This window comes from Ancylobacter lacus, assembly GCF_018390635.1.
Taxonomy (GTDB): Bacteria; Pseudomonadota; Alphaproteobacteria; order Rhizobiales; family Xanthobacteraceae; genus Ancylobacter; species Ancylobacter lacus.
This window is the reverse complement of record NZ_JAHBGE010000034.1, coordinates 22,253-45,473: the sequence shown is the minus strand read 5'-3', so window position 1 is coordinate 45,473 and position 23,221 is coordinate 22,253. Positions and strand designations below refer to the sequence as shown.

At 70.7% G+C, this 23,221-nt stretch carries 17 protein-coding genes; 4 read left to right on the top strand and 13 right to left on the bottom strand.

What is annotated here, in order from left to right; all coding sequences use genetic code 11:
- Positions 1-15 precede the first annotated feature (15 nt).
- The gene (locus tag KHC27_RS06540) at positions 16-1,431 is read right to left on the bottom strand and encodes an FAD-binding oxidoreductase (protein ID WP_213336533.1); all 1,416 of its coding nucleotides are present in this window, start codon (positions 1,429-1,431) and stop codon (positions 16-18) included.
- A 324-nt stretch (positions 1,432-1,755) separates the two neighbouring features.
- Between KHC27_RS06540 and KHC27_RS06535 the strand changes: the two genes are divergently transcribed.
- A complete protein-coding gene (locus KHC27_RS06535; protein WP_343210845.1) occupies positions 1,756-2,211 on the top strand; it encodes a thioesterase family protein in 456 nt (151 codons plus the stop codon).
- 136 nt (positions 2,212-2,347) lie between these two features.
- Here KHC27_RS06535 and KHC27_RS06530 read toward each other — a convergent pair whose 3' ends face one another.
- The 4 genes from KHC27_RS06530 to KHC27_RS06515 form a co-directional block, all read right to left on the bottom strand.
- Positions 2,348-3,286, bottom strand: a complete 939-nt coding sequence (locus tag KHC27_RS06530; RefSeq protein WP_213336527.1) for a 50S ribosomal protein L11 methyltransferase — start codon at positions 3,284-3,286, stop codon at positions 2,348-2,350.
- Positions 3,287-3,321: 35 nt separating this feature from the next.
- Complete coding sequence (locus KHC27_RS06525) at positions 3,322-3,657, bottom strand: type II toxin-antitoxin system HicB family antitoxin (protein WP_343210844.1); 336 nt, start codon at positions 3,655-3,657, stop codon at positions 3,322-3,324.
- Between the two features lie 258 nt (positions 3,658-3,915).
- Entirely contained in the window at positions 3,916-6,336 is a 2,421-nt protein-coding gene (locus KHC27_RS06520) for an ATP-dependent helicase (RefSeq protein WP_343210847.1), read from the bottom strand.
- A 211-nt stretch (positions 6,337-6,547) separates the two neighbouring features.
- Complete coding sequence (locus KHC27_RS06515) at positions 6,548-7,339, bottom strand: ABC transporter substrate-binding protein (protein ID WP_213336524.1); 792 nt, start codon at positions 7,337-7,339, stop codon at positions 6,548-6,550.
- A gap of 125 nt (positions 7,340-7,464) precedes the next feature.
- On the opposite strand from KHC27_RS06515, the gene KHC27_RS06510 reads away from it, so the two are divergent.
- From KHC27_RS06510 to KHC27_RS06500, 3 genes are all read left to right on the top strand, one after another.
- A complete protein-coding gene (locus KHC27_RS06510; protein ID WP_213336522.1) occupies positions 7,465-8,094 on the top strand; it encodes a LysE family translocator in 630 nt (209 codons plus the stop codon).
- Between the two features lie 106 nt (positions 8,095-8,200).
- A complete protein-coding gene (locus KHC27_RS06505) occupies positions 8,201-10,030 on the top strand; it encodes an aminopeptidase P family protein (RefSeq protein WP_213336519.1) in 1,830 nt (609 codons plus the stop codon).
- Positions 10,031-10,176: 146 nt separating this feature from the next.
- On the top strand, positions 10,177-10,329 hold the full coding sequence (locus KHC27_RS06500; RefSeq protein ID WP_213336516.1) for a DUF3309 domain-containing protein: 153 nt from the start codon (positions 10,177-10,179) through the stop codon (positions 10,327-10,329).
- 68 nt (positions 10,330-10,397) lie between these two features.
- On the opposite strand, the gene ligA is transcribed toward KHC27_RS06500, so the two are convergent.
- The 8 genes from ligA to ftsA form a co-directional block, all read right to left on the bottom strand.
- On the bottom strand, positions 10,398-12,839 hold the full coding sequence (ligA, locus tag KHC27_RS06495) for an NAD-dependent DNA ligase LigA (RefSeq protein WP_425514863.1): 2,442 nt from the start codon (positions 12,837-12,839) through the stop codon (positions 10,398-10,400).
- Between the two features lie 213 nt (positions 12,840-13,052).
- Positions 13,053-14,579 carry a glycosyltransferase family 39 protein gene (locus tag KHC27_RS06490; protein ID WP_343210843.1) on the bottom strand — a complete coding sequence of 509 codons (1,527 nt, stop codon included), beginning with the start codon at positions 14,577-14,579 and terminating at the stop codon, positions 13,053-13,055.
- The gene (locus KHC27_RS06485; protein ID WP_213336510.1) at positions 14,576-15,742 is read right to left on the bottom strand and encodes a glycosyltransferase; all 1,167 of its coding nucleotides are present in this window, start codon (positions 15,740-15,742) and stop codon (positions 14,576-14,578) included. The genes KHC27_RS06490 and KHC27_RS06485 overlap by 4 nt, the downstream gene beginning before the upstream one ends.
- A 213-nt stretch (positions 15,743-15,955) precedes the next feature.
- Complete coding sequence (recN, locus tag KHC27_RS06480; RefSeq protein ID WP_213336507.1) at positions 15,956-17,635, bottom strand: DNA repair protein RecN; 1,680 nt, start codon at positions 17,633-17,635, stop codon at positions 15,956-15,958.
- A gap of 51 nt (positions 17,636-17,686) precedes the next feature.
- A complete protein-coding gene (locus tag KHC27_RS06475; protein WP_213336504.1) occupies positions 17,687-18,574 on the bottom strand; it encodes an outer membrane protein assembly factor BamD in 888 nt (295 codons plus the stop codon).
- Positions 18,575-18,787: 213 nt separating this feature from the next.
- Positions 18,788-19,723 carry a UDP-3-O-acyl-N-acetylglucosamine deacetylase gene (gene lpxC / locus KHC27_RS06470; protein WP_213336501.1) on the bottom strand — a complete coding sequence of 312 codons (936 nt, stop codon included), beginning with the start codon at positions 19,721-19,723 and terminating at the stop codon, positions 18,788-18,790.
- A 339-nt stretch (positions 19,724-20,062) separates the two neighbouring features.
- Complete coding sequence (gene ftsZ / locus KHC27_RS06465) at positions 20,063-21,823, bottom strand: cell division protein FtsZ (protein WP_213336498.1); 1,761 nt, start codon at positions 21,821-21,823, stop codon at positions 20,063-20,065.
- A gap of 87 nt (positions 21,824-21,910) precedes the next feature.
- Positions 21,911-23,197, bottom strand: coding sequence for a cell division protein FtsA (gene ftsA, locus KHC27_RS06460; protein WP_213336550.1), 1,287 nt, complete (start codon positions 23,195-23,197; stop codon positions 21,911-21,913).
- Positions 23,198-23,221: the final 24 nt, after the last annotated feature.

Genomic DNA, 23,221 nt, shown 5'->3' with positions numbered 1-23,221 from the left:
GAGCAAGTCCAGATGTTACGGCAGAATCTTGCCGGGGTTCATGATGTTCTGCGGGTCGAGCGCCGCCTTGATGGCCCGCATCGCGTCCAGCGTCTCGCGGCCGTGCTCGGCTTCGAGATATTTCTTCTTGCCCTGGCCGACGCCATGCTCGCCGGTGGCGGTGCCGCCCATGGCGAGCGAGCGGTGCACCATGCGCTCGATGAAGATCTTCGCCTTGGCGACATCCTGCGGGTCGTCCATGTCGACCAGCGTGACGGTGTGGAAATTGCCGTCGCCGACATGGCCGACGATCGGCGCCAGCATGCCCATCTCCTCGATGTCGCGCTTGGTCTCGTCGACGCAGTCGGCGAGGCGCGACAGCGGCACGCATACATCGGTCGCCAGCGCCTTGGCGCCCGGCTTCAGCGGCAGGCAGGCCCAGTAGGCATCGTGGCGGGCCTGCCAGAGCCGGGTGCGCTCCTCGGGCCGCGCCGTCCAGGTGAAGGGCCCGCCGCCGAATTCGGCGGCGATCTCGCCGAAGCGCTCGGCCTGCTCGTGGACGCCGGCCTCGGTGCCGTGGAATTCGAGGAACAGCAGCGGCTGCTCCGGCAGGTCGAGCTTCGAATAGGCGTTGCAGGCGCGCACCTGCACCTCGTCCAGCAGCTCGATGCGGGCGACCGGCAGCCCGGACTGGATGGTCATGATCACCGCGTCGCAGGCCGAGCGGATGGTCGGGAACGGGCACACCCCGCCCGAGATCGCCTCCGGCAGGCCGGAGAGCCGCAGGGTCAGGCTGGTGATGATGCCGAGCGTGCCCTCGGCGCCGACGAAGAGGCGGGTGAGATCGTAGCCGGCGGAGGATTTCTTCGCCCGCCGCGCGGTGGTGATGACCTCGCCATTGGCCAGCACCGCGGTGAGGGCGACGACATTGTCCTTCATGGTGCCGTAGCGCACCGCATTGGTGCCGGAGGCGCGGGTCGAGGCCATGCCGCCCAGCGAGGCATCGGCGCCCGGATCGATCGGAAAGAACAGGCCGAGATCGCGCAGGTGCTCGTTGAGCTGCTTGCGGGTGACGCCCGGCTCGACCACGCAGTCGAGATCCTCGGCGTGCACCGCGAGCACCCGGTTCATGCGGGAGAGGTCGATGCAGATGCCGCCCTTCGGGGCGTTCACCTGCCCCTCCAGCGAGGTGCCGGTGCCGAAGGCGATGACCGGCACGCCGTGGGCGGCGCAGGCACGCACGACCTGCTGCACCTCGGCGGTGTCCTCCACGAAGACCACCGCGTCCGGCGGCTCGTTGGCGAGCCAGGTGATGGTGTTGGCGTGCTGCTCGCGCAGGGCGCGCCCGGTGGAGAGCCGGGCGCCGAAAGGCTCGGAAAGCGCCTCGATCACGGCGGCGACACCGCCGCTCGCGGGCAGCCCTGCCCGCTCCGCCCCGATCGCTCCGCCCATCGCTGCCTCCCTGTTCGCCGTCACCGCACCGTCGTTCCTCCGGGGTATACTCCATCCATGGCGCCACCGTCTCCCCCGATGCCGCCATGCCCTTGGCGGCGGCATCGGCCGGCCAGCGCGGGCGGGCGGAAAGCCGCATGAATCTTAATTTTTGCGTAATTCTAGGCTTTCTTTTGCTGCCATTCTGGGAGACGATTGCTTGTCAAAACGGCAGAGTGCTTCTGAATAAGGCAATACCATCTCCGGCAAAATCAGCGGGGTCGCGTCATGCTGGACGGGATCGATTTTGAACCCGTGTTTTTTGCCCCCTTTGTCTCGTCCGTTATGACGGTCGAAGCGAGCTGGGTGGACTATAACGGGTTTCTCAGTGCGGCCAGTCACGGGCTGCTGTTCGACCGTGCGGTGGACGAGGCGGTATTCCTCGTCGGCCTCGCCGCGCTCGATCCGCGTCCGCGCACCACCGGCTTCCAGACCACGGAATCGCACCAGCGTTTCCTGCGCGAGCTGCGCGCCGGGCACGAGGTGCGCGTCACGCTGCGGCTCATCAATTATGACGAGCGTCGCGTGCACCTGTTCCAGGAGCTGCACCATGCCCGCGAGGGCTGGACCGCCGCGACACGCGAGCAGATGGCGACCCATGTGGATGCCGTCTCCCGCCGGTCGACCCCGTTTCCCGACGAGGTGCTGGAGCGGCTGGCGCTGATGCGGGCGGCCCATGGCGCCCTGCCCGAACCGGATGGCCTCGGCCGCCGCGTCGACATGCCGGTAAGGCTTTCCTGAATCGGGGAGCCTGACCCCGCGGCGCCGGGCTGCGGCCCGCCGCCGGCCTCACGGGCCATGCCCAGCCGCCGGCAACCCGCCGGCTGACGTCAGAGGCGGCATTTGCCTTGTGCGGCTGCCCGCCCCCCGCCCGGCCTCAGCGCCGGGCCTGCGGCGCCTTGGGTCGGTGGACGCGGGCGGCGAGTTCCAGCGTGGTCCAGCCGGCGATGCTTCGCCGCCGAACGAGGCGCAGCCCCTGCGCGCGATAGGCCGCCAGCGCCGCGTTGGCATGGCTGTCCAGCAGCCCGGAAAGCACAACGCGCCCCTCCCGCGCCAGCAGCGGCCGCATCGGCTTGGCCAGCCCCTTCAGCGGCGCCAGCAGGATGTTGGCGAGGATGAGGTCGAACGGCGCCCCGGCGCGGAACGGCCCCGCGCCCAGCCCGGGCGCATGGAGGAAGCGGATTTCCGGCGCAGCCTTGTTGGCGCGCGCATTGGCCCGCGCGGTCGTCACCGCGACCTTGTCGATGTCGCTCGCCAGCACCGGGCGGTGGAACAGCCGCGCCGCCGCCATGGCCAGCACGCCGGTGCCGGTGCCGACATCCAGCGTGCGGGCCGGCCGACTGCGCTTGCCGATGGAGTCGATCGCGGCGAGGCAACCCTGGGTCGTGCCGTGGTGGCCGGTGCCGAAGGCCAGCGCGGCCTCGATCTCGATGCCGATCGCGCTCGGGCCGACGCTGTCGCGGTCATGCGCGCCGTGGACGACGAAGCGGCCGATCCGCACCGGGGCGAGCCCCTCCAGCGAGGCGCTGACCCAGTCCTTCTTCTCCAGCGTGGAGAACACCGCCGCCGCGGCCGCGGCCGGCGAAACCAGCGCCACCAGCTCGCGCACCTCGTCCTCGTCCGGCGGCTCGCCGAAATACACCTCCACCGCCCAGCCCGACCCCTCGGCCCGGTCCTCGATCTCGAAAGCGGAGGTGGCGACCTCGGCGGGATCGAAGGTCTCGCCCAGAAACTCGGCAATGGCGCGCGCCTCCGGCTCCGGCGCGTCGACGCGCATCATGTGCGATGCGCCATTGGGCGGCAGACCTTCAAGCATGGCGACCTTGGGTGAAAACAGGATGGCGCGCTGGTTTACGCAAGCACGCCGCAGAATGCCAGCCTCACCATGGCCGTGTCATTCGACGAGGGCAGGCCGTCGGGCTTCGAATGGGACGAGCGCCACGAGGTGGTTGCGCAGATCGGCGGTGACATCTGGGTCGTCCCGCAGCGTGGCAAGGCTGCGGGGTGGCGGCAATGTACGGCCCTCCGCCGCGAGCGCATCGGCGAAAGGGCGACCGCTTCCGCCGCATTGCGCAACGCCTCGTCGAGATCGTCTCCAGCGGAAAAGCAGCCCGGCAGGTCAGGAAACCACGCCCCCGCCGCTGTCGTGGGGCCGGCATCTTCGACGATGGCGATGTAGTGCGTCATGCAGGTTCCGCTTCGTCCACTGCCCAGCCGGCCGCCTTGTAGATGGCCCGCACCAGACCCGCGCCAAGGTCCTTCTTGGGATCATGAATCACCGGCCTGCATCGGACATATCGTCAGCTGATGCATACCGTTGGCGCAGCGCAACAGGGTCGTGGCAAGAGCCGCTGACGGGCAATCAGCTGCTAACAGGCCCCAAGTCCTTGTCGCAAGCCAATGACGTTCCCCATGCACGTTCCTGCATTTATCCCCAGCAAAGGATCACGTCGCCTGCAGGAAACTGTCCAGCACGTGCTTCTCGCCGGCCTTGTCGAACTGCACGGTGAGCTTGTTGCCTTCCACCGCCATCACCTCGCCATAGCCGAACTTCTGGTGGAACACCCGCTCGCCCTGCCGGAAGGGGGACGGCGCGCCGGTGGACTTGGCGATGAGCTGGCCCTCGATGACCGGGCCGCCGCCGCGCGTGGGGGCATAACGGCCGGCCGGCTCGGAGAAGCCGCCGCCCCGGCCGGAGCCGCCCGGCGAGCCGCCGCCGGACGAGCCGGACCGCGCCGCCTGCGCCCGCTGCCAGCCCGGGGTGGAATAGGACGAGCCGAAGGTGCCGGCGCTGTCGAAGCGGCTGGGGCCGTAACCGTAGCGCCCGGCCTGGCCGCCGCCCCAGCCCTGGCCGCCGCGCGATTCGGTGACCTCGACATGGCCGTCGGGCAGTTCGTCGAGGAAGCGGCTCGGCACGCTGGACTGCCACATGCCGTGGATGCGGCGGTTGGAGGCGAAGAACACCTTGGCGCGGAAACGGGCGCGGGTGAGGCCGACATAGGCGAGGCGACGCTCCTCCTCCAGCCCGGCGCGGCCCTGCTCGTCCAGCGCGCGCTGGTGGGGAAACAGCCCCTCCTCCCAGCCCGGCAGGAACACCGTGTCGAATTCCAGCCCCTTGGCCGAATGCAGCGTCATCAGGCTGACCGCGTCGCTGCCGGCGCCGCCTTCGGCGTCCATCACCAGCGCGACATGCTCCAGGAAGCCGGTGAGGTTCTCGAACGGCTCCATCGAGCGCACGAGTTCCTTGAGGTTGTCGAGCCGGCCGGCGGCATCGGCGGAGCGGTCCTTCTGCCACATCTCGGTGTAGCCGCTCTCATCCAGCACGATCTCGGCGAGCTGGCTCTGCGCCATGCCGTTCATCTGGCCGCGCCAGCGCTCGAAGGACTGCACCAGCTCGCGCAGGGCGAGCCGCACCTTGGGCTTCAGCGCATCGCCCTGGGCGAGCTGGCGGGCGGCTTCCTGCAGCGGCAGGCCGAGCGCCCGGGCATGGTCGTGGATCTGGCGCAGCGCGGCATCGCCGAGGCCGCGCTTGGGCACGTTGACGATGCGCTCGAAGGCGAGGTCGTCGGCGGGCTGGGAGATGCAGCGCAGATAGGCCAGCGCGTCGCGGATCTCCGCCCGCTCGTAGAAGCGCGGGCCGCCGATGACGCGGTAGCTGAGGCCGAGCGTGACGAAGCGCTCCTCGAACTCGCGCATCTGGAACGAGGCGCGCATCAGGATGGCGACCTGGTTGAGCGGGTGGCCGTGGTGCTGGAGCTGCTCGATCTCCTCGCCGATGGCGCGGGCCTCCTCCTGGCTGTCCCAGGCGCCGGTCACCGTCACCTTCTCGCCGGCGACGCCCTCGGAGAACAGGGTCTTGCCAAGGCGCCCCTCATTATGGGCGATGAGATGGCCGGCGGCGCCGAGAATGTGCCCGGTGGAGCGGTAGTTGCGCTCCAGCCGGATCACCTTCGCGCCGGGAAAATCGCTCTCGAACCGCAGGATGTTGTCCACCTCGGCGCCGCGCCAGCCATAGATCGACTGGTCGTCGTCGCCGACGCAGCACACATTGTGCGAGCCCTGCGCCAGCAGCCGCAGCCACAGATACTGCGCGACGTTTGTGTCCTGGTATTCGTCGACGAGGATGTAGCGGAAGCGGCGGTGATACTCCGCCAGCACGTCCGGGTTCTCCCGCAGCAGGCGGATGCCCTCCAGCAGCAGGTCGCCGAAATCGGCGGCGTTCAGCGCCTTCAGCCGGGCCTGATAGGCGGCGTAGAGCGCCTTGCCGCGGCCATTGGCGAAGGTCGCGCCCTCGCCCGCCGGCACCGCCTCCGGGGCGAGGCCGCGATTCTTCCAGCCGTCGATGGTGTTGGCCAAGAGCCGGGCCGGCCAGCGCTTCTCGTCGATCTGCTCGGCCTGCAGAAGCTGCTTCAGCAGGCGTATCTGGTCGTCGGTGTCGAGAATGGTGAAGCCGGACTTCAGCCCCACCAGCTCGGCGTGGCGGCGCAGCATGCGCACCCCGATCGAGTGGAAGGTGCCGAGCCAGGGCATGCCCTCCACCTCCTCGCCGACCATGCCGGCGATGCGCTCCTTCATTTCGCGCGCGGCCTTGTTGGTGAAGGTCACCGCGAGGATCTGCGAGGGCCAGGCGAGGCCGAGATGCAGGATGTGGGCGATGCGGGTGGTGAGCACGCGCGTCTTGCCGGTGCCGGCGCCGGCCAGCACCAGCAGCGGGCCTTCGACCGTCTCCACCGCCTCGCGCTGCTCCGGGTTCAGCCCGGCGAGATAGGCCCCGCCCGGGGCGCGGCGGGGGCCGGCCATGGCGCGGGCGCGCTCGGCGATGCCGCCGGCGCGGGGCACGTGGCCCGCCCGCACGTCGTCGCCCACGCCGGAGGGCGCGTCGGGAAGTGCGGAGTGGGGCTGCTTGACGGGTTCGGCCAAAGGTTCGCTCGGTTCTCGCTCGGGGATGTGCCGGTCGCGCCCGCAGGCGCGCGCCGATTCTGACGCGAACAAAATGGCATCGGCATGGTCGTTTGGCGAGGGCGGCGGCATTGGCCGGCCTCGCGCGGCGGCGGCGCGGGAGGCGGCACGCCGCGGCTCAGAAGCGGGGCATGACCCGCCGGGTGGAGGATGCCGGGTCCGGTGGCTGGCCGAACCAGCGCTCGTGGATCGCCTCCAGCGTGCCGTCTTCCTTCATGAGGCCGATTGTCCGGTCGACCGGCCCGGTCAGCGGCGATCCCTTGGCGAGCACCATGCCGTAGCGGTCACCGGTTTCGGTCCGCGCGATCACGGCCAGTTCCGGCCGCTTGAGCAGGGCGTAAAGCAGCGCCGGCAGGTCGCCGAAATAGGCGTCCGCCACGCCCCGCGAGAGATCGTCCAGCGCGTCGGCGACCCCGTTGGCCTCGACCGTTCCGGCGAAGCCGTAGCGGCTCGCATTCTGCCGCAGCCACGCCTCGTTGGTGGTGCCCGGCGTCACCGCCACCACGCGCCCGCGCAGCCCCATCAGGCTGTGGATGCCCGCGGTCTTGAGCACCGCCACGCCTTCGGCGGAATCGTAATAGGGCTGGGTGAAATCGAAGTCGCGCTGGCGCGCCGCCGTGATCGTCACCGAGCAGGCGACGATGTCGAACTCGCCCGCCGCCAGCCCCGGCAGCAGCGCCTTGAACGGCTTCGCCACGAATTGGGGCGTCATCCCGAGGTCGCGGGCGATGCGCCTGATCATGTCGGCCTCGAAGCCGACGACCTCGCCACCGCGATCGCGAAAGGCCCAGGGCTGGTTGTCGAGGAACGTTCCCACCCGCAAAACCGCCTGCTGGGCGTGGGCTGGAATGGCCAGACCGGGAAGCACCAGCCACAGGCAGGCGAGAACACCGGCGACCGCTCTCCTCATCGTCGCTCATCCCGCCCCGCAGTCCCGAATTGACGGAACCGCCCCACGCATAGAATGCTGCGGCATTCACCGCGCGGCGTCCAGCCGTTCCGGCGCGCGCTCCCTCCTGCTTGCGGAAATGTGACATGTCCACCGGGCTCTTCGCCATGACCGCGCTCGCCGGCGCGCTTTACGTGCTCTCGCCCGGCCCCGCCTTTCTCGCGCTGTTCTCGCTGGCCGCGACCCACGGCCGCCCGGCCGGCGCCCGCTTCGTGAGCGGGCATCTGGTCGGCGACCTGTTCTGGACGGCGCTTGCCTTCGCCGCGATCATCGGGGTGAACCAGCTCGGCCCGCTGCTGTTCGACCTGCTGGGGCTGTTCTGCGGGCTTTATCTGCTCTGGCTCGGCGCCAAGGCGCTGTTCAGCCGGGGCGGCACGGCGACCCCGGTCGGCTCGGCCCGCCCGCTCGCCACCGGCGTTCTGTTCGGCCTCACCAATCCCAAGGCCTACCCGGTCTCGGTGGCGATGTTCACCGCCCTCACCGCCCGCTATGCCTCCGGCCTGTCGTGGGATGCGGCGCCGATGCTGCTGGCGGCGGCGCTGGCGGGCTTCGTCGCGGCGGACATCCTGCTGGTGTGGATGGCGGGCCTCGCCCCGGTGCGGCGCTTCTTCCTGCGCCATGGCGGCATCGTCACCCGCTGCGTCGGGGTGATGTTCATCGCCTTCGGCGCGAAGTCGCTCTACGACGCCGGACGCGGGCTCGCCGCCCGTTCGTGAGCATGGGAAGCCGTGCCTGAGCTTTGAAGCCTTGCCTGAGCATTGAAGCCGGCCTGACCATCGGCACCATTGCGGCCGGAGCAGCGGGCTTCTAGGCTCGCGCCCCATGTTCGACGCCAGATTCCAGACCTTCACCGACGCCGCCGCCCCCGAGCAGGGCACCCGCCACCTCGCCCTGCTGCGGGCAGAGCTGGCCCGCCGCCAGCTCGACGGCTTCATCGTGCCCCGGGCCGACGCGCACCAGAACGAATATGTGCCGCCCTGCGCGGAACGGCTCGCCTGGCTCACCGGCTTCACCGGCTCGGCCGGCGTCGCGGTGGTGCTGGCGGAGGAGGCCGCGATCTTCGTCGATGGCCGCTATACCCTGCAGGCCGCCGCGCAGGTCGACACCGCCTCGTTCGCGGTGGTTCCCTCCTTCGAGGTGACGCCGGAAAAATGGCTGCAGGCCCACCTGCCCGCCGGCGCCCGCTTCGCCTATGACCCGTGGCTGCTCACGCTGGACGGGCTGGAGAGGCTGCGCCAGGCGGTGGCCTCGGCCGGCGGCACGCTGATCGCGACCGACTACAACCCGGTGGATGCGGTGTGGCTGGACCGCCCGCCCGAGCCGACCGCCCCGGTGACGCTGCGCGACCCCGCCCTCGCCGGGGAGGCGACGGCCGACCGGCTGGAACGGCTGCGCGCCGCGCTGAAGGCGGAAAAGCTCGACGCCCTCGTCATCTCCGATCCCCACACCATGGCGTGGGCGTTCAACATCCGCGGCGGCGACGTCTCCTTCACGCCGCTGCCGCTGGGCTGGGCCATCCTGCCGGCGGAGGGCCGCCCGACCCTGCTGCTCGACGGCCGCAAGCTGCAGCCCGAGGTGCGCCGCGAACTCGCCATCCATGCCGAGCTGCTGGAGCCGGTCTATTTCGACGACGCGCTGGCGCTGCTGGCCTCGTCCGGCGCCACGGTGCGGCTCGACCAGGCCACCTGCCCGGCCCATGTCGCCGCCCGCATCGAGGCTGCCGGCGGCAAGGTCTCGAAGGGGCCCAGCCCGGCGGCCCTGATGCAGGCGACCAAGAATGCCGCCGAGATCGCCGGCATGCACGCCGCCCATCGCCGCGACGGCGCCGCCCTCGCCCGCTTCCTCGCCTGGTTCGCCACCGAGGCGCCGAAGGGCGCGCTGACGGAGATCGCCGCCGTCTGCGCGCTGGAAAGCTTCCGCCGCGACACCGGGGCGCTGAAGGACGTGTCCTTTCCCACCATCGCCGGGGCCGGCCCCAACGGCGCCATCGTGCATTACCGGGTGAGCTTCGCCACCAACCGCGCCATCAGCCCGGGCGAGCTGTTCCTCATCGATTCCGGCGCGCAATACGAGGACGGCACCACCGACGTCACCCGCACGCTGGCGGTCGGCACGCCCACGGCGGAGATGCGCGACCGCTTCACCCGGGTGCTGAAGGGCAACCTCGCCATCGCCCGGGCGGTGTTTCCGCGCGGCACCTCCGGCGCGCAGATCGACCCCTTCGCCCGGCAGTATCTCTGGGCGGCGGGGCTCGATTTCGAGCACGGCACCGGCCATGGCGTCGGCGCCTATCTCTCGGTCCATGAGGGGCCGGCGCGCATCTCCAAAGTCGGCACGGTGCCGCTTCAGGCCGGCATGGTGCTCTCCAACGAGCCGGGCTACTACAAGACCGGCGCCTTCGGCATCCGCATCGAGAATCTCCAGCTCGTGGCGGAACGGCAGGTGGAAGGCGCCGAGCGCGCGCTGCTCGGCTTCGACACCCTGACTCTCGCCCCGTTCGAGCGGGCGCTGATCGAGATCGCCCTTCTCACCTCGGAGGAACGGGCCCAGATCGACGCCTATCACGCACGAGTCCGCGCCGAGATCGGCCCGCTGGTGGAGACGGACGCGGCGACGCGCCTCTGGCTGGAGGCGGCCACCGCCCCGCTGTGAGCGGCGCCGGCCGGCCCCACTCCCCTCGCCTTCCGAAATAGCGCGCCCGCGGCGCAGCGAACCGTTCGTCGTGAGCGGCGGCAGGAACCAAGGCCTGCGTGTCGCGTTACCTCGCCAGCAAGCAAGCTGGGACTGGAGGGCTGCCGATGACCACGATTCTTCTCATCATTCTCGTGCTGATCCTGGTGGGGGCGCTGCCGAGCTGGGGCTACAGCCGGAACTGGGGCTATGGCCCGAGCGGGATCGTCACCATTCTGCTGATCGTGCTGATCGTGATGATGCTGACCGGCCGGCTCTGACGCCCGCGCCGCCTTTGTGACGAATCATCCCCGGAGCGGCCCGCTCCGGGGATTTTTCTTGTGGCGCCTCAGCCGCCGGCGCGCTCCAGCCACTCCGCCTCGGTCAGCACCGCGACCCCCAGCTCCCGCGCCTTGGCGAGCTTGGAGCCGGCATCGGCGCCGGCCACGACGAAATCGGTCTTCTTCGACACCGAGCCCGCCACCTTGGCGCCGAGCCGCTCGGCCATGGCCTTGGCGCCGTCCCGCGTCATCTTCTCCAGCGCCCCGGTGAACACCACCGTCTTGCCGGTGAAGACGGAGGAGGCCGGCACGGCGGCGGTCTCCACCGGCTCGACGCTCACCTCCTCCAGCAGGTCGCGCAGCAGCGCGCGGTTGTGGTCCTCGGCGTGGAATTCGCACAGCGATTCCGCCGCCACCGGCCCGACATCGGGCAGCGCCGCCAGCGCGTCGAAGGCCGGCCCCGGCCGGTCGCGGCGGGCCTGCAGCAGGCCGGCGACGATGCCGCGCTCGTCGCCATAGGCCTCGCGCATCGACTTCCACTTCGCGCCCGTCATCCCGGCGCGAGTGAACACCTCGCGCACCGCCGCCTCCGGCTCCAGCGCCGCGGCATCGACCTCGTCGAGTGCCTCCATCAGCCGGGCCCAGCTTTTCTCGCCCACATTCGGCACCGTCTCCAGCCGCTGCCAGCCCTCGCCGGGGCGGGAGGCGGCGGCGGCGTCGAGCGCGGCCAGCAGGGCGTCCACGCTGCGATAGGCCCTGGCCAGCGATTTCGAGGTCACCTCGCCGACATGGCGGATGCCGAGCGCGTAGACGAACCGGGCGAGGCCCACCTGCCGCCGGCTCTCGATCGAGGCGAAAAGGTTGTCGACGCCGATGAACTGGCGCTCCTCCTCCGCCAGCACCTTCTTGCGGGCCTGCCCGCTCTCGATCTCGCGCAGCCGGGCGCGCTCCTCGCGGGCGGCGAGGAAGGCGCGGCGCACCTCCTCCCCGCGCCGGTGCAGGCGGAAGATATCGGCCGGCGCGCGCAGCAGGCCCGCCTCGAACAGGAGCTGCACGTTCTCGTCGCCCAGCCCCTCGATGTCGAAGGCGTCGCGGGAGACGAAGTGGCGGATGCGCTCCACCGCCTGCGCCGGGCACACCAGCCCGCCGGTGCAGCGGCGCACCGATTCGCCCTCCTCCCGCACGGCGTGGGAGCCGCAGGCCGGGCACAGCGTGGGGAAGGCGTAGGCCACCGCCTCCGGCGGCCGGCGCTCCAGCACCACGTCGACCACCTGGGGGATGACGTCGCCGGCGCGCTGGATGCTCACCCAGTCGCCGATGCGGATGTCGGTGGCGCGGAAGCGGGCGCCGCTGCTGTTCAGCCCGGCGATGTAGTCCTCGTTGTGCAGCGAGGCGTTCGCCACCACCACCCCGCCCACCGTGATCGGGGCGAGCTTGGCGACCGGGGTCAGCGCCCCGGTGCGGCCGACCTGGATGTCGATGTCGAGGAGCTGCGTCACCGCCCGCTCGGCGGGAAACTTGTGCGCGATCGCCCAGCGCGGCGAGCGCGAGACGAAGCCGAGCTCGCCCTGCTGCGCGAGGCTGTCGACCTTGTAGACGACGCCGTCGATGTCGTAGCCCAGCGCGGCGCGGTCGGCGCCGATGCCGCGGTAATGCGCCAGCAGCTCGCTGGCGGAGCGGCAGAGCACGGTGCGCTCGTTCACCGGCAGGCCCCAGCGCCGGAAGGCGGCGATGACGCCGTGCTGGGTGTCGGCGGGCAGGCCGCCGGGCGTCACCTCGCCCCAGGCATAGGCGAAGAAGCGCAGCGGGCGGCTGGCGGTGATCTTCGGGTCGAGCTGGCGCAGGCTGCCGGCCGCCGCGTTGCGCGGGTTGGCGAAGAGCGGGCGGCCCGCCTCCTGCTGCCGCGCATTGAGGGCGGCGAAGGCGGCGTGGCTCATATAGACCTCGCCACGCACCTCCATCACCGGCGGCACGTCGGGCTGCGTCAGCCGCTCGGGTATGTCGGCGATGGTGCGGACATTGGCGGTGACGTCCTCGCCCTCGAAGCCGTCGCCCCGGGTGGCGGCGCTCACCAGCCGGCCCTCCTCGTAGCGCAGCGAGCAGGACAGCCCGTCGATCTTCGGCTCGGCGGTGATCGCCACCTCGGCATCAGCCGGCAGGCCGAGGAAGCGGCGGACGCGGGCGACGAACTCCTCGACATCCTCATCGGCGAAGGCGTTGCCGAGCGAGAGCATCGGCACGGCGTGGCGGATCTTGGCGAATTTGACGGAAGGCGCGGCACCCACCCGGTTCGACAGGCTGTCCATGCCGCGCAGCTCGGGGAACTGCGCCTCGATCGCCTCGTAGCGCCGCCGCAGTGCGTCATACTCAGCGTCGGAGACGGTGGGGGCGTCGTCCTGATAATAGCGCCGGTCATGGCCGGCGATCTCGTCGCCCAGCCTTGCATGCTCGCGGGCGGCCTCGTCCGCGGTCAGCGCCGCCACATCCTCCGGCACGGCGACGGCCGGCACGACGGCATCCGACGCCGCGGGCGCGGAAGCGGCGGACGGCGTGGGCGTGGGCGTGGGCGTGGAATCTGCGGACATGGCGCTCACCGCTTCCGACTGAGAAGGTGCCCCGGACAACGGCGCCGGCCCCTTGCGGGTCCCGGCGGGGCATCGCGGGCGGCATCCCTTCCCAGAAAACCGCGAAGGGCTCAAGACCCGCCGCCGCCCGGCGCGGCGTCATCCACCCGGCGCGGGCACGGGCGGCAGCTCCACCCGGTAAAGCCGCACCGTGGCAAGCTCCACCTCATCGAACCGGCGTGACACCGTGCCGAGCGGGGCCAGCGGACCGAGCGCGGCGCGCAGCTCGTCCTCGCTGCGATTGGCGGCCACCACCAGGGCCGGACCGGCCGTCGCGAGCGGGTCGGGCTCGTCGAGGAAGCGGTAGCGCGCGCGCTCATTGTACTGCGCCACCCGCACCCCCGGCAGCTCCCGGCGCAGCATGGCGGCGAGCTGGTAATTGTCGGTGAGCAGCAGCCCCGCCCCGGCCTCGCGGCGGCGGGCGTCGATCTTGATGGCGAAGGCGGGCCAGCCCTGCGTCATCCGCACCACCGGGTCGCGCAGCGGCGCGGCGGCGGGCGGACGGACCAGCGCATAGGCCGCGAGCCCCAGCACGAGGCCGAGCGCCACCGGCACGGCGAGCCGGCGCATCCGGCGCAGATGCAGGTTCGCCGTGCCCGACAGCGACAGCAGCCCTGCCGCGGCGGCGATGGCGAGGAGAGGATAGAGGAAGCCGAGCCAGTTGCCCTCCACCCGGCTGCGCAGCGCATGGACGGCAAAATAGGCGAGCGGCACCAGCAGCATGAACAGCAGCAGCGCCCGCCCGGGCCCGGGGCGGAACTGCCGCGCCGCGCGCGGCAGCAGCCCGGCCACCCCGAACAGGAACACCAGCGGCGTCGCCAGCGCCACCTGCACCGCCACCAGCTCGCCGAGAAAGCGCGGCCGCAGCAGCGCGTGGGCCGTCACCCGGCCGCCCTGCTTGGTGAAGGTTTCCCAGCCATGCATCTGGTTCCAGGCGAGATTGGGCAGGAACACCAGCAGGGCGAGGGCGAGCGCCAGCCACGGCCACGGCCGCAGCAGCTCCCGCCGCAGCCCCGGCAGCGCCAGCACGCCGAGCGCGAAGCCGCCCGCCAGCATGGCGGCGGAATATTTGGCCTCCAGCGCCAGCCCGGTGGCGAGCCCCATGGCCAGCCACCAGCCGGGGCCGGGCGCCCGCGCCAGCCGCGCGGCGCAATACACCATGGCGGCGGAGAACACCGCCAGCGGCGCGTCCGGCGTCGCCAGCGTCATGCCGAGGAAGCCGAAAATGGTGACGTTGAACAGCACCGCGGCCAGCGGCCCGGCGCGGCGGTCCTCCAGCAGCAGGCCGGCGGCCCGCCAGATGCAGGCGCTGGCCGGCACCACCGCCAGGATCGTGACCAGCCGCACCCCGAACGGGGTATCCCCGGCCAGCATCTGCCCCAGCCGGATGAACACCGCGATCATCGGGGGATGGTCGAGATAGCCCGGCGAGAGGCTCGTCGCCCACAGGGCATAATAGGCCTCGTCCGGCACCAGCGGCATCCCGGCCGCCAGCACCAGCCGGAGCAGCAGAAGGGCTGCGATCAGCGCCAGTGCGGCCGCGTTGCTGGCGCCGAACAGCGGGTCCGGCGCCGCCGTGCCGGGCGAGGGCACGGCGGCGGACTCAACGGCAGACGTGGCGCTCACGACGGCTCCCTCCAGACCAGCGCCTTGCTGACCCCGTAATTCCACACCGCGCCGATACAGGCGCCGGCGACGCCGGCGACCCACCAGCGCGAGGTCTGGTAGAACATCCAGCCGGCAACGCCGACATTGGCCGCCGCCCCCAGCCCGCAAATGGCATAGAAGCCCGCGAGACCCGGCAGGATCGCCCAGCCCCGGAGCCGGCGGTCACGGTAGGTGGTGGCGTTGTTCAGGAAGAAGTTGAAGGTCATCGCGACCAGCGTCGCCACGGCCTGAGCCACCTCGAAGCGGGCGCCGAATCCGAGGCCGAGCCGCAGCGCCAGAAGGTGGACCCCGAGGCCAAGCGCACCCACGGCGGCGAAGGAGAGGAAGCGCAGCGAGACCGCGCCGCCGGTGGCCTTGGCGAGGATAAGCCCGGCAAAATCCACCAGCACCCGCATCTGCAGCTTGCTCTCCCCGCTGTGGCGCACGCCAAAGGTGTAGGTCAGCTCCTCCACCCGCACGTCCCGGCCCGCGGTGGCGAGGATGTCCAGCAGGATCTTGAACCCCTCGCTGGAGAGCTTCGGCGCCAGCCGCTCCACCAGCTCGCGGCGCAGCATGAAGAAGCCGCTCATCGGGTCGCTGGAGCGCACCCCCAGCAGGCGGTGGGCCAGCCCGTTGGCGAAGCGGCTGCCGAAGCCGCGCAGGGCGCCGAAGCTGGAGGCCTCGCCACCGGGCGCGTAGCGGGTCGCCACCACCACGTCCGCCCCGTCGCCCATCGCGGCGAACATGCGCGGCAGCAGGGTCTCGTCATGCTGGAGATCGGCGTCCATCACCGCCGCAACCGGCGCCTGTGCCGCCAATATGCCCTCGATGCAGGCCCCGGCGAGGCCGCGCCGGCCGATCCGCCGGATGCAGCGGATGCGGGAATCCCGCCGGCCCGCCTCGCGCAGGGCGTCGGCGGTGCCGTCGGGCGAATTGTCGTCGACGAAGATCGCCTCCCAGCGCAGCCCCGCCAGCGCCGTCTGCAGCCGGGCGATCAGCGGCGCGATGTTGCCGGCCTCGTTGAAGGTGGGAATGACCAGGGTGAGTTCCGGCGCCGGCGCGGGCGCGGGCGCGGCGCCGGCCGGCGGCCGATCCGCCGGGGCCGGCAGCTCCGCATTGGCCGCGGGGGGCTGGGCGCTCATCGCCGCACCAGGCGGCGGCGACCGGCCGGCCGCGGCATCGGAGAAAGGCATGTCGATGTTCCGAAGCTGGAGCTGCGCCTGCGGGCGGCGACTATGGCCGCAACCGGACACCGGCGCCAGACGGCACCGGTCGGCGCCGGAGGCCGGCCCGGCGCGGGACGGAGAAGGAGGAGGGGGACGAAGGTCACCGGCGCATGACACGGCACCGCGGCATCACTCCGCGGTCGCCGCTCCCTTCAGCAGCCGCTCCGCCGCCGCCCGCGCCTCGCTGGTGACCTCGGCGCCCGAGAGCATGCGGGCGATCTCCTCCCGCCGCTTCTCCGGGGCAAGCGAGGCGACCCGCGTCGCGACCTGGTCGAGGTCCGGCAGCGCTTCCTTGGCGATGCGGAAGTGGCTCGCGGCCCGCGCCGCCACCTGCGGGGCGTGGGTCACCGCCACCACCTGCACCCGGCGGCCGAGCCGCGCCAGCCGCGCCCCGATGGCATCCGCCACCGCCCCGCCGACGCCGGTGTCGATCTCGTCGAAGACGAGGGTCGGCGCCGAGCCCTTGTCCGCCAGCACCACCTTGAGGGCGAGCAGGAAGCGGGCGAGCTCGCCGCCCGAGGCGACCTTCATCATCGGCCCCGGCCGGGTGCCGGGATTGGTGCGGACCCAGAACTCGATCCGATCATACCCATCGGCCTGACCATCCGCCTCATCGGTCTGAACATCCGTTATGAAACGGGCCCGTTCCAGCTTCAGCGGGCCGAGCTCGGCGTTCACCGCCGCGTCGAGCGCGGCGGCCGCGGCGTGCCGGCGGGCCGAGAGAATCGCGGCCTCGGCGCGGTAGTCCCGCTCCGCCGCCGCGACCTTCACGTCGAGCTCCCTCAACCGCTCCGCGCCATGGTCGAGCGCGTCGAGCTGGTCGGCGAAGCGGGTCGCCACCGCCGGCAAGTGCTCGACACTGCACATATATTTCCGCGCGGCGGCGCGCAGGGCGAAGAGCCGCTCCTCGATCCGCTCCAGCTCGCGGGGGTCGTAATCGGCGCTGGCGAGCGCCGCCTCGAGGTGAAGCCGGGCCTGCTCGATGGCGTTGAGGGCAAGGTCGATCGCCTCCACCGCCGGCCGCACCATCGCCTCCGCCTCGCCCGCCCGCCGCTCCAGCCGCCGGACCGCCGCGGCCAGCCCGGGCACCGGGGAGGCATGGCCGGCAATCGCCTCCTGCGCCTCTGACAGATCGGTGGCGATCTTCTCGTAGCGCATCATCTCGGCGCGCCGCTCGGCCAGCCGGCCTTCCTCGCCGGGCTCCGGCGAAAGCGCCTTAAGTTCTTCTACCGCATGGCGAATATAGTCCGCCTCGCGGGCCGCCTCGTCGAGCCGCGCCCGCTCCGCCCCGGCCTCCTGCCTGAGCGCGCGCAAGGTGCGGAAGCGCGCCGCGACCTCCGCCACCAGCGGGCCAAGGCCCTCATAGGCGTCCAGCAGTGCGCGGTGGGAGGCAGGGTCGACCAGCGCGCGGTCGTCGTGCTGGCCGTGAATCTCCACCAGCCGCCGCCCCAGCGCCCTCAGGGTCTGCGCCCCGACGGGCTGGTCGTTGATGAAGGCCCGCGTGCGCCCGTCGGCATGCTGAACACGGCGCAGGACCAGCGGCCCGTCCAGCTCGATGCCGGCCTCGTCGAGGCTTGCGAGCGCGGGATGGCCGGGCGGCAGGTCGAATTCGGCAGTCACCTGGCCCTGGCTCGCGCCCTGGCGCACCAGCGAGCCATCACCCCGACCGCCCAACGCCAGCGTGAACGCATCGAGAAGGATCGACTTGCCCGCGCCGGTCTCGCCGGTGAGCACCGTCAGGCCGGGCTGGAAGGTGAGGTCCAGCCGTTCGATGAGGACGATGTCCCTGATCGACAGGGCGGCGAGCATGGGTGAAGCTCCAGAACGAATCCCCGGCAGGCCGAGTTCCAGACCCTTCTATCAGCCAAGGCCGAGATTCTTGAATGCCTTGCTGATCCAGGACTCCTTGTTTTCGACCGGCTCAAGCCCCTTCGACTGAACCAGCTTGTAGGCGTCCTTGTACCAGGAACTGTCCGGGAAATTATAGCCGAGAACCGCGGCCGAGGTCTGGGCCTCGTTGACGATGCCAAGCGACATATAGGCCTCGGTCAGGCGGTACAGCGCCTCCTCGACATGCCGCGTGGTCTGGTATTTGGTGACGACGACCTTGAAGCGGTTGATGGCGCCGATGTAGTTGCGCTGCTCCAGGTAGTAGCGGCCGATCATCATTTCCTTGCCGGCGAGCTGGTCGCGCGCGACTTCCAGCTTCTTCTTGGCGCTGACGGCATATTCGGTGTTGGGATATTTGCGAACCACCTCGTCCAGCGCGTCCATGGCGCGCTGGGTACGGGCCTGGTCGCGCGAAATGTCCGGAATCTGGTCGAAATAGGAGGCCGCGATCAGATACTGCGCGTAGGCCGCATCCTCAGTGCCGGGATGAAGCGCGAGATAGCGCTTCGCCGCCGAGACGCACTCGTCGTACTGGCCGCGGGTGTAATTGATGTAGGCGATCATGATGAGCGCCTTGCGCGCCCATTCGGAATAGGGGTGCTGGCGGTCGACGTCCTCGAAGCGCTTCAGGGCTTCGGTGTCGTCGTTCTTGGCCGACAGGGTCAGGCCTTCATTGTAGATTTTCTCGGCGGGCTCGTCGGAGATGACGAGATCGTCGTCCTTCTTGTCGAACATCCCGGCACAGCCGGCCAGCGAGAGGCCGACCAGCACCAGCGCTGCCAGCCGCAGGGGACCACGCCCCGCGGGCGCGACATCGCCGGTGCGGAGTGGGCTGTGCAGGTGAGTGAAAAGACGCATCAGCAAGTGTCCCGATTCCGCGTGGCGCTCGTCCCGTTACGCCCGCTCTCGCCGGCACGCAGGCACGACGTCCGTCGCAAGGCCCGAGGATCAGCGGCTAAAGAGGCTTTCCGACCGGAATAAGGCGCCGGAGGCTGCGAGGGTTACGCGACCCCCGGCCATCTGGCAATGCGCCCGCCGCGTGTCGGCGGCGCAACGCTCGTGACGCAGGGATCAGAGGTCCGGCGCGTAGGCCGGGGTCGCGACGGCGACACCGGCAAGACCATGAAGGGGGCGGCGCGCCGGCACTCGGGCTTCCACGATCTCATAGGCCGAGCGATCGGAGAGCAGCGCGTCGACCACCGCGAAATTCAGCTTGTGGCCGCCGCGATAGGAGCGGTAGCGGCCCATGAGCGGCAGGCCGGCAATGGCAAGATCGCCCACGGCGTCCAGCGCCTTGTGGCGAACGAACTCGTCGGCGAAGCGCAGGCCGGTCTCGTTCAGCACGCCGTTGCCGTCGAGGCAGATGGTGTTTTCGAGCGAGGCGCCCAGCGCGTAGCCCGCCTGCCAGAGCCGCTCGACATCGGCCACGAAGCCGAAGGTGCGGGCCGGGGCGAGCTCGCGCCGGAATACGTCCGGCGACAGGGTGGCGGCATAGCGCTGGCGGCCGATGGCGGCATGATCGAAATCGATCTCGACCTCGATGCGCAGGCCGGCATCGTACGGCAGCAGCTCGCCGAAGCTCTGGCCGTTCTCGATGCGGATCGGCTTCAGAACCTTGAGATAGCGGCGGGCACGGTCGGTCTCGACCAGGCCGACGTTTTCGAAGGCCGAAACGAAGACATCGGCGCTACCATCGAGGATCGGCACCTCGGGCCCGTCGATCTCGACATGGGCGTTGTCGATGCCAAGGCCGGCGAAGGAGGCCATCAGATGCTCGACCGTGGAAACGGCCGGGCCGTTCTTGTCGCGGAGCACGGTGGCGAGATCGCTGCCGCGCACCGCGGAGCGGCCGGCGCGGACGGACTGCTTCGAATCGGAACGGTGGAAGACGATGCCGGTGTCGGAAGGGGCGGGAGAAACCGAAAGCTGAGACAATGCGCCGGAGTGAACGCCGACGCCGCTGAGCGTCACGCTATCTGCCAGGGTCTTCTGCCTTACAGCATTCATCCAGATCAAAGAGCAAGGTCACCCGAAACGGAGTGGATGCCTGTCTCTCCCCCAAAAAGCCCCTAAACCACCAAGATCGACCGTCATTTTTCAGGCTGGCGCCAGAATCGCGGCCGTCGCTTCTTATGTGGGGCAAACTAGCCACCGCACCGTGGCATGCCAAATCACTCTTGCTTACCGTCTGTTACCGTGGTGCACCCGACGGCAGCGTGGCAAAAAATCGTTTAAAACCAATTAAATAGAAAAACGGCGCGGCACCCCTGGGCTGGGGATGCCGCGCCGCGGAATCGACTTTGTTACGCCGTGTTTCAGGCTCGCGGCGGCGGATCGCCGCCCGCCTCAGCCCTGCCGGCGCAGGAAAGCGGGGATGTCGAGGTGATCCTCGTCCTGCGGCCGGGCACCGGCGGGCCGGCCATAGGGATCGGCGGCGCGATGAGCCGGACGCTTCGCGAACTCGGACTCCGCCTCCGGCCGCATGTCGTTCAGCGAGCGGTTCTCGCTCGGCTGCTGCGCCCGGCGAACCGCCGGACGCATATCAGCCGGGGGGTCGCCGGCGTCCTCCTCTTCCCGGCGGCCGAGGCCGACGCTGGCGAGGCGCTGCAGCAGCGTCATGCGCTTCTTGTCGGCATGGGCATGCTCGGTCGGCTCGCCGCGGGCGGCGCGGATCTGGTTCTGCGCCGGGATCGGCAGTTCCTCGACACGCGGCATGCGCGGCATGCGCTGGTCCGGCCGCTCCGCCGCCGGCGGAATGAAGGGCTGGTGCCGGTCGTCGGGCTGCTCCTCATAGACCGGCTGGGGCTCCGGCTCGACATAGAGCGCCGGCTTGGGCGCCGCCGGGCGGATGGTGACGTCGTCCACCGAAGCCGCCGGGGCGGGCTGCTGATAGGACGGCTGATAGGCATGGGCCGGCTGCTGGTAGGCCGCCTCCGGCTGGTAGACGTGCTCGCCGCGGGCGGGGGCCGCGAAGGCGGGCTCGTAGCTGTCGGCCGGCTGCGACTCGGTCAGCGCCGAAGCGACGGAACGCAGGGCGGCGTCGCGCTTGGCCTCGACCGCGGCGCGGCCGGCATTGGAAACCCGGCGGCCGCCGAGGTCCGGCAGGTTCGACAGGCCATGGCCGATCTGCTCGGGGATCACCGCCGGGTCGATGCCGGTGGCGACGACGGAGACGCGGACCAGACCGTCCAGCGACTGATCGAAGGTGGCGCCGAGGATGATGTTGGCGTCGGGATCGACTTCCTCGCGGATGCGGGTCGCCGCCTCGTCCACCTCGAACAGGGTGAGGTCCTTGCCGCCGGTGATGGAGATGAGGAGGCCGCGGGCACCGCGCATGGACACTTCGTCCAGCAGCGGGTTGGCGATCGCCGCCTCGGCCGCATGCAGCGCGCGCTGCTCGCCGGAGGCCTCGCCGGTGCCCATCATCGCCTTGCCCATCTCGCGCATCACGGCGCGGACGTCGGCGAAGTCGAGGTTGATGAGGCCTTCCTTCACCATCAGGTCGGTGATGCAGGCGACGCCGGAATAGAGCACCTGGTCCGCCATGGCGAAGGCATCGGCGAAGGTGGTCTTCTCGTTGGCGACCCGGAACAGGTTCTGGTTCGGGATGACGATGAGGGTGTCGACACCCTTCTGCAGCTCGTTGATGCCCATCTCGGCGATGCGCATGCGACGCTGGCCCTCGAAGTGGAAGGGCTTGGTCACGACGCCGACGGTGAGGATGCCGAGTTCGCGGGCGGCGCGGGCGATGACCGGCGCGGCGCCGGTGCCAGTGCCGCCGCCCATGCCGGCGGTGATGAACACCATATGCGCCCCGGCGAGGTGGTCGCGGATCTCGTCGAGCGCTTCCTCGGCGGCGGCACGGCCGACTTCGGGCTGCGAGCCGGCGCCCAGGCCCTCGGTGACGGCGACGCCCATCTGCACGATGCGCTCGGCCTTGGAAAGGCTGAGGGCCTGCGCATCGGTGTTGGCGACAACGAAATCGACGCCGGTCAACCCGGCGGTGATCATGTTGTTGACGGCGTTGCCACCGGCGCCACCGACGCCGAACACCGTGATCCGGGGACGGAGTTCGCGGATATCTGGAACCTGAAGATTGATGGTCATTGCTGTTGTCCCCTTACGCCGGCGGGCCGAAGCCCTGTCCTCATCCCTGCAGTGCCGGTTCCGCCGGCGCGGATTTGTGTGATCACGTCAGAAGGCCTCCCGCAGCCAGTTTCCGACGCGTGAAAGGTAGCCGTCGGCGCCATGCGACCCGCGATGCCGACGGGCTTCGAAATGCTCGAGGCCGGCGACCTGCGGGTAGACCAGAAGCCCGGCCGCCACCGCGAAGGGCGCGCCGCGCGCGGCCTCGGGCAGGCGCGAAATGCCGAGCGGACGACCCACACGGACCTGCGGCCCGAGAATCTTTCCCACGATTTCCGGCAGGCCCATGAGCTGGGCGGCGCCGCCGGTGAGGACGATGCGGCGTCCCGCCTCGGCGGCATGGCCGGAGGCAACGAGGCGGTCGCGCACCAGCTCGACCGTCTCCTCGATGCGCGGGCGGATGATGTGCAGCAGGCGCGACTTCGGCACGGCATGCGGCAGGTCGCGGTCGTCGTCCGAAATGGCCGGAACGGTCAGCATCTCGCGATCGTCCGCCGCCACCGCCATCACCCCGCCATGCAGGGTCTTGAGCCGCTCGGCGTCGACGAGGCGGGTCGAGAGGCCGCGGGCGACGTCGTTGGTGATGTGCTGGCCGCCGAGCGCGACGCCGTCGACATAGACGCAGTGGCCCTGCGACACCACCGCCACCGTGGTGGTGCCGGCGCCGAAATCGAGCAGGGTGACCCCGAGCTGCGCCTCGTCGTCGGCAAGGGTCGACAGGGCCGCGGCATAGGGCGCCGCCACCATCGCCTCGACGCCGAGATGGCAGCGCTCGATGCACAGCAGCAGGTTCCGCGCCGCCGGCACATCGGCGGTGATGACGTGAAGATCGACGCCGAGGCGCCGGCCGAGCATGCCGCGCGGCTCGGAAATGCCGGTCACCGCGTCGAGCGCATAGCCCACGGGCAGCGCGTGCAGCACGCAGCGCCCGTCGCCGACCGCGAAGGTGGAGGCGGCGTCCAGCACGCGGCGGATATCGCCTTCGGCCACCGCCGGATCGGGCAGGTCGACCTCGGCAACGTAATGCTCCGACCCCAGCCGGCCGCCGGACACCGCGCAAACCACGGAGGCGATCTGCACACCGGCCATCCGCTCGGCTGCGTCGACCGCGCGGCGGATCGACTGTTCCGCCCGCTCCATGTCCACCACCGCGCCGCCCTTCATGCCGTGCGAGCGGGTATGGCCGATGCCGAGGATTTCGACCGCATGGGTGCGGCTGCGCAGCGCGTCGGTGGCATTGCGCGGCTTCAGCCGGGCGATCAGGCAGACGATCTTGGAGGTGCCGATGTCCAGCACGCCCACCACCGCGCTGCGGCGGGGCGGCACCGGCCGCATCTTGGGGGCGATCTCGAAGGGGGC

Bases quoted from the DNA above. Each gene is read 5' to 3' on its own strand.
- KHC27_RS06540 (WP_213336533.1), bottom strand. From the start codon at position 1,431: ATGGGCGGAGCGATCGGGGCGGAGCGGGCAGGGCTGCCCGCGAGCGGC.
- KHC27_RS06535 (WP_343210845.1), top strand. From the start codon at position 1,756: ATGACGGTCGAAGCGAGCTGGGTGGACTATAACGGGTTTCTCAGTGCG.
- KHC27_RS06530 (WP_213336527.1), bottom strand. From the start codon at position 3,286: ATGCTTGAAGGTCTGCCGCCCAATGGCGCATCGCACATGATGCGCGTC.
- KHC27_RS06525 (WP_343210844.1), bottom strand. From the start codon at position 3,657: ATGACGCACTACATCGCCATCGTCGAAGATGCCGGCCCCACGACAGCG.
- KHC27_RS06515 (WP_213336524.1), bottom strand. From the start codon at position 7,339: ATGAGGAGAGCGGTCGCCGGTGTTCTCGCCTGCCTGTGGCTGGTGCTT.
- KHC27_RS06510 (WP_213336522.1), top strand. From the start codon at position 7,465: ATGTCCACCGGGCTCTTCGCCATGACCGCGCTCGCCGGCGCGCTTTAC.
- KHC27_RS06505 (WP_213336519.1), top strand. From the start codon at position 8,201: ATGTTCGACGCCAGATTCCAGACCTTCACCGACGCCGCCGCCCCCGAG.
- KHC27_RS06500 (WP_213336516.1), top strand. From the start codon at position 10,177: ATGACCACGATTCTTCTCATCATTCTCGTGCTGATCCTGGTGGGGGCG.
- KHC27_RS06485 (WP_213336510.1), bottom strand. From the start codon at position 15,742: ATGAGCGCCCAGCCCCCCGCGGCCAATGCGGAGCTGCCGGCCCCGGCG.
- recN (WP_213336507.1), bottom strand. From the start codon at position 17,635: ATGCTCGCCGCCCTGTCGATCAGGGACATCGTCCTCATCGAACGGCTG.
- KHC27_RS06475 (WP_213336504.1), bottom strand. From the start codon at position 18,574: ATGCGTCTTTTCACTCACCTGCACAGCCCACTCCGCACCGGCGATGTC.
- lpxC (WP_213336501.1), bottom strand. From the start codon at position 19,723: ATGAATGCTGTAAGGCAGAAGACCCTGGCAGATAGCGTGACGCTCAGC.
- ftsZ (WP_213336498.1), bottom strand. From the start codon at position 21,823: ATGACCATCAATCTTCAGGTTCCAGATATCCGCGAACTCCGTCCCCGG.
- ftsA (WP_213336550.1), bottom strand. From the start codon at position 23,197: ATGCGGCCGGTGCCGCCCCGCCGCAGCGCGGTGGTGGGCGTGCTGGAC.